Below are 15737 nucleotides of genomic sequence, written 5' to 3' on the forward strand. Positions count from 1 at the left end.
CTTTCAGTATGTGGTAAATGTAAGATGCAATCGCATGCCGTTCTGCTCCTTTGCCGGACCAGATAGGATCACACGATTACCGGAAACGCCATTACTACCGCTCACCATTTCGATCCCCGTATTGGAAATTTCTCCGGTAAGGATATCATTGATGTACCGTGTAATATTGAAGCGATATACGCGATCGGTAGCGTTGTATGATCCGTCGATCGCAATAATTCCTCCCAATTGATCCGGTAAGAACGCATCAGCTCCTAGGCTGTCCTTGCGGAACAAGAACAGTTGGTTCGGGGGTGGTTGTAACCCGTTGTAAGTACCCTCAACCGGTGCGACCAGCTCTGCCTTACTAAGTACCCGCCCTTCGCCTGCATAGTTCATTAAGTAGGGGAACCGCAAGGCCGTGCGCAATCCGCCAAGGGATTGTACGTAGGTCTTGTAAGCCGGTGCCGAACTATCGGCCAGTGCGTTGTTAAGTCCTGGGTCGACCGCTTGCGAATAATCGTGTTCTGCCACGGTATAGCGCGCCGCGCTCGAGTTGATCAACAATTCGAAAGTGCGTTGTACATCAGGTTCGACATTCGCATCCTTGTAATACAGCACCACCTTGGAGGCGCCGTTGATCAAACTGAAATACAGAAGTCCTTGCTGAAATGGCAATTGCGGACCGTTGTTCACCGTAATGTAGAGCCCTTTGAAGAATTCTTGGAAATTCTCATTCGTTGCCAAGTTATCGCCTCCGAATTCTTGCAGAAATCGAACAGCAAGGTCATTGCTCAAGCGGATCCGCACTTGCGGCAACAGACTATCGCCACTGACCTGAGCATAGTTGAAGGGCTCCGGAGTCACTATGGAGCCATGGGAATAGCACAGGTCGTCCGGCAAGAACTCCGGTACATCATCCGTATGGTACGAAGAGTCCAGACTCAACGCTGTTGTGATCTCATGTACCTCAAACGTCTGTGCATCCAAATTGCCATAAGCATAGTTTATCCCATCAAAGGCCAAACTCAAAACAATACTATCTGCTTGTAACCCACTAACATCAACACCAACTCCAACGTTGCTACTGCTAAGTCGGAGTTGCGTTACGATGCCCGTACGCACGAACCCGAATTCCTGATCCAGATATGACCCCACCAAATTCCGTGTAAGGCCACTGGTGCGCACGGCAGAATCACGGAATGTGTATGCGTGTATCGTCGCCGTATCCTCCAATAGTCCTAAAGCATCACTTGGTAATAATTCCAGACCAAGATCCTCATCCGGCTTTCGGCAAGCGCCGATCAGGACCACAAGTCCAAAAAGGAACGTGATCCACTGTGTGGACCGCGTTCTTGAAATAGTGAATAATGTTCTCAAAGTGATCAAATGATGCTTGGAGAACACTTAGACCAAGGCTTCCTCCAACACCGTGCTGTAGAATTCCGAATGCGCGGCAACGTGCTCTCCGTCCTTGATGAAGTTAAGGACCGGCACACCACTGCCCTTTATCGCGGTTTCCATTCCTTTGCTCAATTTAGCGGATCCTTTTACAACGGCATCGCACATGCTCAAAGAGAACTTGGTAAGGTCGTCCGTGGTTGTCTTCGCAAGACCTTTAAGTAGACCCTTATCGAAACCTTCCATTTCCAATTTCTTGGCCATGTTCTTGTCCAACGCTTCAGTAGGTTGGTCATAAACACTCATGACCAACTTCGTGTTCTCAAAATGTGGATCATCGGCGAAATGATGGCGCACATACAACGGCACGAAACCGGTCATCCAACCATGAAGGTGAATGATATCCGGAACCCAACCCAATTTGCGCACGGTCTCCAACACCCCACGACCAAAGAACAACGCGCGTTCGTCGTTGTCCTTGTAGAAAGTACCATCCTTGCTGTGGGCTTCGGCCTTACGCTTGAAGTATTCGTCGTTATCAATGAAATAAACCTGCATCCGTGCACTTGGCACACTCGCTACCTTGATCAACAAGGCATGGTCCGTGTCGTTAATGATCAAATTCATTCCGCTTAAGCGGATGACTTCATGCAATTGGTGGCGGCGCTCATTGATGCAGCCCCATTTGGGCATGAACACCCTGATCTCATTTCCACTTTCCAAAATACCTTGTGGCATATGGCGGGCTACCTTCGCCATATCCTCAGGACCATCCATGAAAGGTTGGATCGATTGGGCTATGGTGAGGACCTTTACGTTCTTTATACTCATGTGTTCAGGGGGGGAATTCGGGGTACAAAAATATAGCTTTTTTCGCGGAACATCAACTTTGCCCGGTAGCTTAGCCCCCCATCAACGTCCGTTCACCTGACCTATTGCCCGTGCTAAAACCCCCATCATTACTGGAAAAGATCACCATTCCGGCTCAAGGTGCGGCGTGGTCTGCTCGGTCCCGTCGTGAAGGTGCCAGCATAGGGTTCGTACCTACGATGGGAGCCTTACACGAGGGCCATTTGGATCTGGTACACCGTGCCAAAGCAGTTTGTGATAAAGTGGTGTGCAGCATATTCGTTAACCCACTGCAATTCAGCAACTCGGAAGACCTGAACAACTACCCTCGTCAACTCGAACGCGATAGCGAATTGCTGGAGCAAGTTGGTTGCGATATGCTCTTTACACCCGAAAAGGAGTCGATATTCACGGATTTCACACCAACGAAATATGACCTGGAGGGTCTGGACGACCATTGGGAAGGCCCTTCAAGACCTGGCCATTTCCAAGGCGTTGTGAATGTGGTTGAACGCCTGTTCTTTTACGTAAGGCCCGATCAAGCATTTTTTGGTGAAAAGGATCGCCAGCAGCTTACCATATTACGTGCGATGGCGAAGCAACAACGTTGGCCAGTTACCATTACCCCGTGCCAGACGGTGCGTTCCGCCGATGGTCTTGCGCTCAGTTCCAGGAATCAGCGCCTTGATCCCGTTCAACGAGAACAGGCGACTGTGCTATACCGCACATTGAAAACGGTGGAAGCACTAGCATTCCGCAGTTCGGTTGAAAATACAAGAAAGGCCGCTCTTGCCGTGCTGGAAAGTGAACCTGAGGTCGTCTTGGACCACCTTGGATTTGCAGATGCGGAAACACTTCACCCTATAATACAATGGGATCCCGCTCGTGAGGCGATCGCTCTTATCGCTGCGCAAGTGGGACCGGTAAGGTTGATCGACAATATTACCCTGCACCCGCTGGTATGACCGATGGTGTCAATACACGAATGAGCTTCGAATGAAGAGGGCTGTGATCAGTGTTCTGAAAATTCTGATTCCACTTACACTTGGTATTTGGCTGATCTACTATTTCTATGACCAGCTCAGCAAGCAACAACGTGAGGAGCTCTTCACCGCATTCCAACAAGCAAACCTTTGGTGGTTCCTATTAGCAGCTCTATTGAGTTGGTTCAGCCATTTGAGCCGGGCGTGGCGCTGGCGCTATCTGATTGAACATATGGGCTACAACGTGGGGTTCTGGAACGCATACAATGCAACCATGTCGGGGTACTTCATGAACCTCTTGATACCTCGCGCCGGAGAAGCCAGCAGGGCTGTTATGCTCTACAGAGCCGAAGGGGTACCTTTCGAAAAAGGTTTCGGTACCATCCTTGCGGAACGTACTGTAGACCTTATCATGCTCTTGGCTATAGCGGGTATAACGCTTGCTTTGCAATGGGATAAGTTGGGGCTATTCCAAGAACGGATCACGGCATTCAGAGCAGAGCAGAACATTACAGAGGATGCAGGCCCTAATTATTGGTGGTTCGTGATCATCGGTGCGATCTTGATCGGTGCAGTCACTGTTATGTATTTGATCTACACACGACCTGAGTTGCGTGCGCGGCTCATGGACGGAATACGCGGATTCATTTCCGGACTGCGTAGCGTACTTGAAACGAAACATCGATCAGCTTTCATTTTACATACGATCTTGATCTGGAGCCTTTACGTCGCCATGTTCTGGGTCGGGTTCTTCGCACTTTCGACAACGGCAACAGTGCCTGCCGCAGGTGTATTCGCGAGTTTCATTGCGGGATCCATCGGGATCATACTTGTTCAGGGGGGTGTAGGTGTGTACCCTGCATTCGTGGGTCTTATCGTGAGCATCTATATGCCAATGCCAGAAGGAGGAGGACTAATTCGACCAGATGCTTTAGCGATGGGCTGGCTGTTATGGCTCTCACAAACACTGTTGGTGATCATTCTTGGCGGCATATCGCTATTTTTGATCTCTCCTAAAGGCAACGGAGAGGGAGTGAAGAGGTCACAAGTGAATTGATCTCCATTTGCCGCTTTTGCAACGTCGGTCAAGTGGGTCGACGCATCTAGATCTGAAATTTGAACCAATGGCCGAAGTAGTAGCAACAGTAGATAAACGTGTAGTGGATAGTGTGCAAGTGCAACGCCTTGTGAACATCTGGCGCATGAAAGGCGATCGCATTGTATTCACCAACGGGTGTTTCGACATCCTCCATCGCGGTCATGTGGAATATTTGCAGGAAGCTGCAGCGCTCGGAGATCGCTTGATCATTGGCGTCAACAGTGATGCGAGTGTAAAGCACCAGAACAAAGGGCCGGAGCGCCCATTGAATGACCAGTACAGCAGAGCAAAGGTGCTTGCGGCCTTAAGATTCATCGATGCCGTGGTTGTATTCGATCAGGATACTCCACTTGACCTGATCAAGACCATTGGACCTGATGTGCTTGTAAAAGGTGGTGATTGGACCGAGGATAAGATCGTGGGTAGCGAGCATGTGCGGTCACTCGGCGGTGATGTGCGAAGCTTAAAGCTTGTAGATGGTTTTTCGACAACTGGATTAGTAGCGAAGATCCGTGGCTAAGCTCAGATCGAATTTCGTGTGCCAAGCCTGCGGTAGCAAATATCCGCAATGGCTTGGACAATGCACACAGTGCAAAGAATGGAACACGCTTGTGGAAGAGGTCATGGACCGTGTTACCGAAAAACGCGGTTTGCCTCAAAGCCTGAAAATCCGTTCTCCGAAACCGATCGCGATCAATGATATCCCGGCGCAGGATGGACCACGCATTCCATTGAACGATCGTGAATTCTCACGTGTCCTTGGTGGTGGTCTGGTCCCAGGGAGCATCACCTTGTTGGGTGGTGAACCCGGTATCGGAAAAAGTACCTTGCTCTTACAGACCGCATTGCGCAATCCGCATTTGCGAACGCTCTATGTAAGCGGTGAAGAGAGTGAACATCAAGTGAAGATGCGCGCTGAACGTGTGATGGGCGACAAGGCAACCAAGATTGGCGCACAGCCAGGTTCGGCGAATGATTGTTACGTACTAACCGAGACCAATACACAGAACATCTTCAAACACATTGAAGCGCTTCAACCTGGATTGGTGGTGATCGATAGTGTGCAGACCTTGCACACCGCCGTTCTCGATGCCAGCCCAGGTAGCGTAGGTCAGGTGCGTGAATGCACGGCCGAGCTCATGCGTTTCGCGAAGACGACCGGTATCCCGATGGTATTGATCGGACACATAACAAAAGATGGTTTCATTGCCGGTCCCAAGGTCCTCGAGCACATGGTGGATTGCGTGTTGCAGTTTGAAGGTGATCGCGATCACGCGTACCGCTTATTGCGACCGTTGAAGAATCGCTTCGGGAGCACGAACGAATTGGGGATCTACGAAATGCAAGGCAGTGGGCTGGTCGAAGTTGAAGACCCGAGCCAGGTGTTATTGGGTCGCCGAGAAGAACGACCCAGCGGTGTAGTTGTGGCTGCAACATTGGAAGGCATGCGTCCCTTGTTGATCGAAGTGCAAGCGCTTGTGAGTTCAGCGGTCTATGGTACGCCGCAGCGAAGTTCCACCGGTTTCGATCTTCGGCGATTGAACATGTTGCTCGCGGTAATGGAAAAACGATGTGGATTCCGATTGGGCCAGAAGGATGTTTTCCTGAACCTCGCCGGTGGATTCCGTGTGGAAGAACCTGCGATAGATCTTGCCGTGGTATGTGCTGTGCTCAGCAGTAACGCCGACATTGCCGTACCCATGGACGTATGCTTTTCGGGCGAAGTCGGCCTGACCGGAGAAATACGCCCTGTTACCCGTACAGAGCAACGTGTAGCTGAAGCCGCTAAACTCGGCTTTGCGACCATCTTCGTTCCCAAAGGAACCAAAGGCGTTTCACCGGTCAAGGGCATTAGTGTGGTACAAGTAGGCCGGGTCGATGAGGTGTTCGGGCATTTGTTCGGGTGAGACGAGAACCTGAACGACAACATCTTCTCGTTAGGCTCGATCCCGAGGATCAAATTCATAAAAATTGGGTTAATGGACAAAACGAATGGTAAAACCTTCTGAAAGTCCTGCCTGGCTTAGGTTAGAGGCCTTTCAAAGGTCATGAACCAAAAAAGTGCTGTTTGTGTGGTGGTCCAGTTATTAACAAATACGGCAAGGTTCGGGGTAAGCAACGGTACCGTTGCCGCACTTGTGGTAAGCAATTTTTAGGCGGCCAAACAAAGCAGCCCGAAGAACTATGGTTTGAGTATCAAGCTGGCAAACAGACTTACAGGCAGTTGGCTCTCAAGTATGGTTGTTCTATTCGGACCATACAGCGGACGTTGGACAAATACACAGGCACTGAAGCCAAGGCTGTTCTGCCATCTTCAGCCGTGGTTTTAATGGATACGACCTACTTCGGGAGAACCTTCGGTGTAATGGTGTTCAGGGATGCAACTACAGGCACAGTCCTGTATAGGAAATACGTAAAACATGAGACCAACCAGCTTTATGCGGATGGTCTGAAATTCCTTCGTGGACAAGGCGTGGAGATAAGCGCCGTTGTTTGTGATGGCCGACGAGGCCTGTTGCAACTCTGCAGAGGAATCCCGGTGCAAATGTGCCAATTTCATCAAGTAGCGATCATTACCCGCTATCTCACTAGAAAGCCCAAGTTGCCAGCAGCCATTGAGCTGCGCCAATTGACACAGATGCTGAAGAAGACCGATAAGGAAAGCTTCACTGGGGGTCTACAACTATGGCATACCAAATGGAAGGCCTTCCTCGCTGAACGAACTGTGGAATCAACCACCGGCAAGTCACGTTATACGCACGGTCGCCTGCGGAGCGCACACCGGAGCCTATCGTGCAATCTGCCTTGGTTGTTCACTTGGTACGACTATCCTGAACTGGATATTCCCAACACCACCAATGCAATAGATGGCTACTTCGCAGACCTGAAGAACAAGCTTCGCAATCACAATGGCCTCTCCTTGACTCGGAAACAAAAATTTATCGATGAGTTTTTGAAGGCATGCGGACCTCGCGATGGGAACGGTTGATCCGAAGGTTCCGTTCCCATCCGATCATCGCTCAGTCATCAGGTTTATCCCTGGCAGGTTGCTCTCCAGCAGAGCCTACTTCCGTTTCGCCAGACACCCAAAGATCAGAATCGCAATTAGGTTCTCCAACAACGGTTGATAACTCGCCATTCGTTTTGTCCATTAGAGACAAACGTCTCCCAAAAGCCATTCGTTTTGTCTATTACACCTAAAATTTATTGCACGAAAGCAAGAACGGGCCATGAACGATCACTCGCTCATGGCCCGTTCCGGTAGATCCAATAGTGGTTGGTCTTACTCCGATTTCAACTTACCGGAAGTTACCCGACCTCCTGAGATCAGGCGATAGAAGTACATTCCCGTCTTCAGGTTGCTGGCATCCCAAGTGAGACGATATGAACCTTGTTGATCAACTGCTCCTGTGAAGACATTTGCGACCAACACACCATCAATGGTGTATACATCCAAGGTCGTGCGTTCTTCTGCATTCAGGCCGGTGATGGAGAATGTAGTATTCCCACGGAATGGATTCGGATACACCAGAATTTCGATGTTCTCCGATGCCTCGTCCTTTACAATGGTCTCGGCCAACACGTCCTCTGTCTCTTCAACGGCCATTCCGCTACCGATCTCAATGCTTGCGTTTGCGTTCACTGTACAACCATTCACGTCCGTTACAATAACGTTATACATTCCGGATACATCGATGGCTGCCATTTGTGTGATCTGCGCCGGGGCCGTGTTCCACAAGTAGTTGTATGGAGCTTCGCCTCCAGTTACATTGGCCGCAATAGTTCCGTTTCCGACGTTCGGTGAACACGTAACAGCTAACGGTGCAGAAATGTATGCCTGGATCGCATTCGTGGTCACAGTGCATGAGCCGTTACTAGTAGTGACCGAATAGCTTCCATTCTGGGTTGCCGTATAGGTGGACCCCGTTGCACCATTGATGGTTGCGCCATTGCGTCTCCATGTATGGCTAAGACCAGCTAAAGTGTAAGTTGAAAACACGACCTCATCGCCACTACATACATGTGTGTTGCCCAATGCCATGATCCATGTGTTCACACCGGAACCTGCGTTCACGAACACAACATTTGAATTTGCTACGCAGGATCCATTGTAGATCGATACTTCATAACCACCGGAGGACGCAGCGGTATACGTATTTGAAGTAGCCCCGTTGATGGCGGCCCCATAGTTCCTCCATATGTAGGTATTCCCGGATGCAGCTGGTACACTGAGCGTAACGCCACCGTTGGAACAAAGATCGGTCTGTTGGGTGGCAGTAATGTTCGTATTGATCTGGTCTCCGACATGCAATTGAACGCTGTTCGATGTGGCCGAACAATTACCGTTTGATACTACGACCGTATAAATACCCGCCTGAGTTCCAGTAAAACTATTTGAAGTCGCGCCTTGGATCGTAGACCCATTCAGCTTCCAAACATAGGTGTAACCCGCATCACCATCCACCGCAAGAACAACGCTTCCTCCGTAGCAGAACCCAACGGGACCCGTTGCAAACAACGTTGCCGAAATGTTGTTCGTAACGGTTACAATGATGGCCGATGAAGTAGCAGAACATGTACCTGCATTCACCGCTACGGTATAGCTTCCAACTTCCGTTGCCGTGTAGTTGCTCGCTGTGGCACCGTTGATCACCGTTCCATTCTTTCTCCACACATAACTGTAACCCGCACCAGTATTCGCGTATAGTATTACGCTGCCTCCTGTGCAGAATGAAGTTGAACCTCCTGGGGCAATAGTAGCTGATCCTATGGATGTGACCGATACAGTAACCGCACTTGATGTACCAGTGCAAGAACCTGAGCCAACTGTTACAGTGTAACTACCCTCTTGTGTTGCAGAGTAGTTGCTGCTCGTCGCACCATCGATCGTTTCACCATTGCGCATCCATTGATAGATACTACCGGCATTGGCATTCAACACCACGTTGCCTCCAGTGCAGAACGTAGTAGGACCAGCAGGTGTAATGGATGCTGAGATTACAGATGAAACCGATACCATTAATGGACTGGATGTGCCGGCGCAAGAACCTGAGCCAACTGTTACAGTGTAACTACCCTCTTGTGTTGCAGTGTAGTTGCTGCTGGTCGCACCATCGATCGTTTCACCGTTGCGCATCCATTGATAGATACTACCGGCATTGGCATTCAATATCACATTACCACCTGTACAGAATGTAGTGGGACCAGCAGGTGAAATGGATGCCGAGCCAGTTCCGGACATGCTGATAGCGGTTTCTGCAGAGTTGGTATAGCATGCGCCATGGATCACCATAACAGCGTAATTGCCTGGTTGTGTCGCGGTATATGAACTACTTGTAGCACCGGATATCGGTGACCCATTCCGCTTCCAAACAAATTGGTATCCGCTTCCTGTGTTCGCTGTTAAGGCAACGGATTGGCCGGCACAGACAGTTGTTGGCCCTGTTGCGGAAATGATCGCTGGCGGTGGTGTATTAACGGTCACATTCAATGGATCAGAAGTAGATGCACATGCACCGGTTCCGACCGTAACGCTGTAGCTACCCCCTTGGGTTACGGTGTAGTTGCTGTTCGTCGCTCCATTGATCGCTTCGTTATTATGTTCCCATACATACGAACTTCCCGGTGGCGCACTCAGCACCACACTGCTACCTACACATAGATTCACGGGCCCAGATGCACTTAAGGTCGCGGCTGGCGCGCTGGTTGAAATACTAACGGTAACCGCATCAGAAGTAGCCGAACAGGAACCATTGGTAACGATCACTTTATAACTTCCCTGTTGTGTGGCCGTGTAGCTACTGCTTGTTGCACCCGGGATCGCTTGTCCGTTGAATTGCCATACATGGGTGCCATCGCTGGTGGCATTCAATACTACGCTTCCGCCCGTACAGAATGTGGTTGGTCCATTTGGCGTAATAACTGCCGTAATGGAAGTCGATACCTCAATTGAAATCGCAGAAGAGTTCGTGTAACAAGTCCCGCTGATAACGCGCACGGTGTAAGCGCCTGCTTGCGTTGCGGTATAGTTGCTATTGGTTGCTCCACTGATTGCATTGCCGTTACGATACCATACATACTGGAATCCAGTTCCTGTTGTTGCATTCAAAATAGCACTGCCTCCACTACAGAACGTGGTTCCGTTAGGAGCGGTGATGTTGGCACTTGGGCCACTGGATGCACTCACGCTAACACCGCTGGATGTCGCAGAACATGAACCGTTGCTTACTGTTACCGTGTACGTTCCCGAAGTGGTTGCAGTATAGCTGCTGCTGGTTGCACCACTGATGGTGTTGCCATCCTTCTTCCATTGGTAGGAAGAGCCGGTAGATGCATTCAACACAACATTTCCACCTGTACAGAATGACGTGGAACCAACTGGCGTAATGCTCGCAGTACCGGATGTAGTAATGGAAACCGTAATCGCCGAAGAGTTCGTGTAACATGCTCCACTGATCACGCGAACGGTGTATGCACCAGCTTGCGTTGCAGTGTAGCTGCCGTTGGTTGCGCCGCTAATAACGCTTCCATCACGATACCATACATACTGGAATCCAGTTCCTGTTGTTGCGTTCAAAATAGCACTGCCTCCACTACAGAACGTGGTTCCGTTAGGAGCGGTGATGTTGGCACTTGGGCCACTGGATGCACTCACGCTAACACCGCTGGATGTCGCAGAACATGAACCGTTGCTTACTGTTACCGTGTACGTTCCCGAAGTGGTTGCCGTGTAGCTGCTGCTGGTTGCACCACTGATGGCGTTGCCATCCTTCTTCCATTGGTAGGAAGAGCCGGTAGATGCATTCAACACAACATTTCCACCTGTACAGAATGACGTGGAACCAACTGGCGTAATGCTCGCAGTACCGGATGTAGTAATGGAAACCGTAATCGCCGAAGAGTTCGTGTAACATGCTCCACTGATCACGCGAACGGTGTATGCACCAGCTTGCGTTGCAGTGTAGCTGCCGTTGGTTGCGCCGCTAATAACGCTTCCATCACGATACCATACATACTGGAATCCAGTTCCTGTTGTTGCGTTCAAAATAGCACTGCCTCCACTACAGAACGTGGTTCCGTTAGGAGCGGTGATGTTGGCACTTGGGCCACTGGATGCACTCACGCTAACACCGCTGGATGTCGCAGAACATGAACCGTTGCTTACTGTTACCGTGTACGTTCCCGAAGTGGTTGCCGTGTAGCTGCTGCTGGTTGCACCACTGATGGCGTTGCCATCCTTCTTCCATTGGTAGGAAGAGCCGGTAGATGCATTCAACACAACATTTCCACCTGTACAGAATGACGTGGAACCAACTGGCGTAATGCTCGCAGTACCGGATGTAGTAATGGAAACCGTAATCGCCGAAGAGTTCGTGTAACATGCTCCACTGATCACGCGAACGGTGTATGCACCAGCTTGCGTTGCAGTGTAGCTGCCGTTGGTTGCGCCGCTAATAACGCTTCCATCACGATACCATACATACTGGAATCCAGTTCCTGTTGTTGCATTCAAAATAGCACTGCCTCCACTACAGAACGTGGTTCCGTTAGGAGCGGTGATGTTGGCACTTGGGCCACTGGATGCACTCACGCTAACACCGCTGGATGTCGCAGAACATGAACCGTTGCTTACTGTTACCGTGTACGTTCCCGAAGTGGTTGCCGTGTAGCTGCTGCTGGTTGCACCACTGATGGCGTTGCCATCCTTCTTCCATTGGTAGGAAGAGCCCGTGGAGGCATTCAATACTACGTTACCTCCCGTGCAGAAGGTGGTACTTCCTACAGGTGTGACGGATGCTGTTGGGGTATTGTCGATACCAATGCACTGACAGCTTGAATTCCATCGGTCATTCGTCGTGCATGAATTACCATCATTGCATGTAGTCCCTGCAACGGCAGTACCGCCTACAACACCTTCACAATCGGTTGTAGGGGGCGGAGCAACTCCGGATGACACTGCGATCGTGCCTAACGAGAGGTTCTCGTATGAACCACTTGGATCAACCTGCATTTTCATGGCACGCACCATGTATTGCTTTCCATTCTGGAACGGAACACTGCTGTTCTGATAACTAGTTGATGTAACCAGTGTATTCGTGACCTTTGAAATAGCTCCAGTGGTTGCATCGAACTGGTAGATGTAGTAGCCCGCTATTTGTTCTGAAGAGGCCGTCCAACTGAACACTGCGCTGCCTCCGGAGTTAGAAATGCTCAACGATGTCGGAGGGGCAACCATTTTCTGACGTAAGGATGGATCTCCCATCAACCCCAAGTGGGTGCGACCAATGGACCCTTGCCAACCATCGGTAAGAGGTACATAAAGCCCCGTGTTGTTCATGGTCTCCAACGTGCTGTACCCGATATTCTCTCCCAGACCCATGTGGTGGAAATACCAGCCAGGTATGGATGAGTATGCATTGGTCAACCCTTCACCTTTCGCCAAAGGAGCACGGAGAAAATTGTTCTTGTTATCCCAATCACCGAAATAGGATCCGAACGACATATTGAATACTCCGCCCAAATTGCCAGCGGCATAGGTCTGCGTCGTGCCGATATTATCGGCACCATTGAACGTGACCTCATTGCCGATGTATTCCTGAAGACCACCTCCACTGGCATATGCCCATAAGTAGCTCTGCCCATTCACCAATGAATTGTATGATGGTCCATATTGGTAAGGAGCACTGATCTCTTCGGCCCCGACCATTGGTGCGATCGATCGCCAGCCACTTGCTGCCAACGGATTGCCCACCCATTGAAGGTTATCGAACATCATGGCACGCGGGTCCGGAGTGTAACCCTTTACCTTGAACGTATGCGCTTTATTCAAATAGTTCCTTGTCAACTCCACTTCGCTTGAACTGAACGCGGGCATATCATACAGATCAACCCTACCCACTTGTAATTCCAACGCAGATGGGAAATCGCTTTGGTCGAACTTTCCATCGCCCGGAACATTGAAGTTCTTAGGGTTCTGCGATGCTTGCACGGATACACTATTGTCCGTCCAGTTACCGTTCATTTCTCCGTAATATCCATCGCATGGCCAAGCTCCTTGGTGGCTATCATGCCCGTCCGGAGCAATATTCCCAGAATAAGGAACCGCAAGATGTCCAACGATATACACGGCCTTTACGTTCGTAGGGTCACTTTGGTATTGACCAATGATGATGTTCCGTACACCTGAAACCGTAGTGTTCGTAGTAACATCCGTTCGCAATACCGCCCAACCATCCGCAGCAAGGTCTTTCTCCAATGTCAACAACTCAGTGCTCAAAGGAGACGAAAGGTTATTCGCTACCAACAGGATGATCTTTCCACGGTAGTCCCTCATTGGAACATTGATCCCGGAGCATAGGTAACCCGTACCCGTCACACCATTGGCAACACGAACAACTTTGTATTCATAAGCAATACCCACAGAAACTCCATTGTCAATATATGAGTTGGTCGTTGGCGAAGGACTCGCAATGGATGAACCCCAAGAGGTTGCACTCTTCAATTTGCGATAAATGGTAATGGAGTTAGTACCGGACAGGCTCTTCCAACTGACCGTGATCCGCACCGGAGAAGCACTTGCAACGGCTGACAATTGCACAGCTGCAACTTCAGAAACGGATTGCGGAAATAATAGCGTGGAACTGAAAAGGCCGAGCAGGACAAAGATGTACTTGGTCATTACTGTGTAACGGATGAAAAGGCCATCATGCGACAGGAGAGAAAACGCAGAAAGGAAAAGTTAGAAAAAAAAAGATCCAGTTGAGGATCGAAGCGGGAAAACCGGAATAACTCAATATCATGAGCTTCAACAGAAGGGCGTTGAACAACACCACGATCGGTGGAGCGTTCAGGAGATCCCGTTGTTGAGTTGTGCATGCGGTTTCGTGAGCAGTTCTTGTTACCGTTCGATCTTCGGTGCGCAAAACTATTCGCCCAGGCAACGCATAGCCCTCCTAAAACCCTTGTCCAACGCGGCTTTGGGTTGTATTCATCGGGCCGCAGGACGGATCCGTCCGGCATTGGATCCTTCTTACCCGGCGGAACGATCGATTCGTCGTTTTTTTCACCTTTCAGCCGAGCGGGATGTTCTGCCCGACGAATGGAATGGAAATTGTGGCACTGAGCTCGGATCTTGGACGATATTCAAAAAGAAGACACCCTGATCGGGATCGGATACGAAGTATACTTTGACGTAATACGGAACTTAGTGAGCCGGAGAACGACACTTACTGTCGTTGAGGTATTCCTGTTCGGCCAGCGATGCAATGGGCAACCCAATAGCCCATGGAAAAAGCCCGTTGCAAAAGATACCCGCCCGTTGGCGCATCTACATCCAACATCTCCCCAGCGACGGAAATATTCGGGTGATCAAGCAATGCTAGTTCACTTGAAACCTCACTTATCGCGATCCCGCCAACACTGCTTATTGCTTCTTCAATGGGGCGCAATTCATCAACCTGTAAAGTGCAACACTTGACCACCAGTGCCAATTGTTCAGCGTTGTGGAATTGTTCTTTGCTCGTGACGGATTTGATCAAAGCGAATTGTGCCCGTGTCATGGATAATGCCGTTTGCCACTCTTTCGGCGAATGACCCGTTAGTTTGGCGAGTACTTGCTGGATCGTATTGTCCGGTTTAAGGTCGATCTGGATCGTAGCCGTTCCGGTGTTGTTCAATTGTTCCCGTACCATCGGAACAACCGGGTATATCGCGTTGCCTTCCAAACCATATTCGGTAATGGTCGCTTCACCGCGAATGAATTCTTTCCCGACACCGATCGCGATGTTCTTCAACGGTTTACCGGCATGGATGCTCAACTCGGTCGGCCAAGCAATTTCGATACCGCAATTGCTCGGTTGGAACGGAACCGTGCGCACGCCTAGCTTTTCGAATTCGCCAAGCCACTCACCTACTGACCCCGTTCGTGGCCATGACGCACCACCCAAAGCGAATACGTAGTGATCCGCGCTTATCGCCCCAATTCCTGCTGACGTCCTGATCAATGGTCGAACCTCTGCATCAAACCCAACGAACATGCTGTTGGTGTGTATCCTCACACCTTTCGATACGATCCTATCCTGAATCGCTTTCAGCACATGTGCCGGTTTGATCTTCCTCTCTGGAAATACGCGACCACTGCTACCCACGAATGTTCGCACACCAATTTCGCCAAGCCAAGCACGTAGTTCATTTGGTCCGAATGCGTAGAGCATTGGACGCATGAATTCCGGATGTGTGTAGTGCGACAGCAACTCATCCCCTTCAACGGAATTCGTAATGTTGAGACCACCATCTCCAGCAACAAGAAATTTGCGCCCTATGGTACGGCCGCGTTCGTAAAGATCCACAGTACAGGTCCCCGCAAGAACATCAGCTGCCATCAAAGCTGACGGACCACCACCGATGATCGCGATCTTCATGGCAGC

The 15737-nt window shown here is 50.2% G+C and carries 9 protein-coding genes; 5 read left to right on the forward strand and 4 right to left on the reverse strand.

Annotated elements, in window-relative coordinates; all coding sequences use genetic code 11:
• Window positions 1–3 precede the first annotated feature (3 nt).
• Together IPF95_02840 and IPF95_02845 are read right to left on the reverse strand one after the other, a co-directional pair.
• Window positions 4–1359 carry a DUF4270 domain-containing protein gene (locus tag IPF95_02840; protein MBK6473630.1) on the reverse strand — a complete coding sequence of 452 codons (1356 nt, stop codon included), beginning with the start codon at window positions 1357–1359 and terminating at the stop codon, window positions 4–6.
• Between the two features lie 27 nt (window positions 1360–1386).
• Entirely contained in the window at window positions 1387–2205 is an 819-nt protein-coding gene (locus tag IPF95_02845) for a glycogen/starch synthase (GenBank protein ID MBK6473631.1), read from the reverse strand.
• A gap of 116 nt (window positions 2206–2321) precedes the next feature.
• Between IPF95_02845 and IPF95_02850 the strand changes: the two genes are divergently transcribed.
• From IPF95_02850 to IPF95_02870, 5 genes are all read left to right on the forward strand, one after another.
• Complete coding sequence (locus IPF95_02850; protein ID MBK6473632.1) at window positions 2322–3194, forward strand: pantoate--beta-alanine ligase; 873 nt, start codon at window positions 2322–2324, stop codon at window positions 3192–3194.
• Window positions 3195–3225: 31 nt separating this feature from the next.
• Window positions 3226–4269: a flippase-like domain-containing protein gene (locus tag IPF95_02855; GenBank protein MBK6473633.1), complete on the forward strand. Its 1044-nt coding sequence runs from the start codon at window positions 3226–3228 to the stop codon at window positions 4267–4269.
• Window positions 4270–4336: 67 nt separating this feature from the next.
• The gene (rfaE2, locus tag IPF95_02860; GenBank protein ID MBK6473634.1) at window positions 4337–4831 is read left to right on the forward strand and encodes a D-glycero-beta-D-manno-heptose 1-phosphate adenylyltransferase; all 495 of its coding nucleotides are present in this window, start codon (window positions 4337–4339) and stop codon (window positions 4829–4831) included.
• Window positions 4824–6218 carry a DNA repair protein RadA gene (radA, locus tag IPF95_02865; protein MBK6473635.1) on the forward strand — a complete coding sequence of 465 codons (1395 nt, stop codon included), beginning with the start codon at window positions 4824–4826 and terminating at the stop codon, window positions 6216–6218. Before rfaE2 ends, radA begins: the two co-directional genes overlap by 8 nt.
• A gap of 317 nt (window positions 6219–6535) precedes the next feature.
• On the forward strand, window positions 6536–7300 hold the full coding sequence (locus IPF95_02870; protein ID MBK6473636.1) for a hypothetical protein: 765 nt from the start codon (window positions 6536–6538) through the stop codon (window positions 7298–7300).
• 294 nt (window positions 7301–7594) lie between these two features.
• Here IPF95_02870 and IPF95_02875 read toward each other — a convergent pair whose 3' ends face one another.
• Together IPF95_02875 and IPF95_02880 are read right to left on the reverse strand one after the other, a co-directional pair.
• Window positions 7595–13990 (reverse strand): T9SS type A sorting domain-containing protein, encoded by a 6396-nt coding sequence (locus IPF95_02875; protein MBK6473637.1) that lies wholly within the window; start codon window positions 13988–13990, stop codon window positions 7595–7597.
• A gap of 547 nt (window positions 13991–14537) precedes the next feature.
• On the reverse strand, window positions 14538–15731 hold the full coding sequence (locus tag IPF95_02880; GenBank protein ID MBK6473638.1) for a TIGR03862 family flavoprotein: 1194 nt from the start codon (window positions 15729–15731) through the stop codon (window positions 14538–14540).
• Window positions 15732–15737: the final 6 nt, after the last annotated feature.

It is taken from the genome of Flavobacteriales bacterium (assembly GCA_016704485.1).
In the GTDB taxonomy this organism is placed as follows: Bacteria; Bacteroidota; Bacteroidia; order Flavobacteriales_F; family PHOS-HE28; genus PHOS-HE28.

What these genes read in the sequence shown, in the direction of transcription:
- IPF95_02855 (MBK6473633.1), top strand. Translation starts at nt 3,226, where the DNA reads ATGAAGAGGGCTGTGATCAGTGTTCTGAAAATTCTGATTCCACTTACA.
- rfaE2 (MBK6473634.1), top strand. Translation starts at nt 4,337, where the DNA reads ATGGCCGAAGTAGTAGCAACAGTAGATAAACGTGTAGTGGATAGTGTG.
- IPF95_02875 (MBK6473637.1), bottom strand. Translation starts at nt 13,990, where the DNA reads ATGACCAAGTACATCTTTGTCCTGCTCGGCCTTTTCAGTTCCACGCTA.
- IPF95_02880 (MBK6473638.1), bottom strand. Translation starts at nt 15,731, where the DNA reads ATGAAGATCGCGATCATCGGTGGTGGTCCGTCAGCTTTGATGGCAGCT.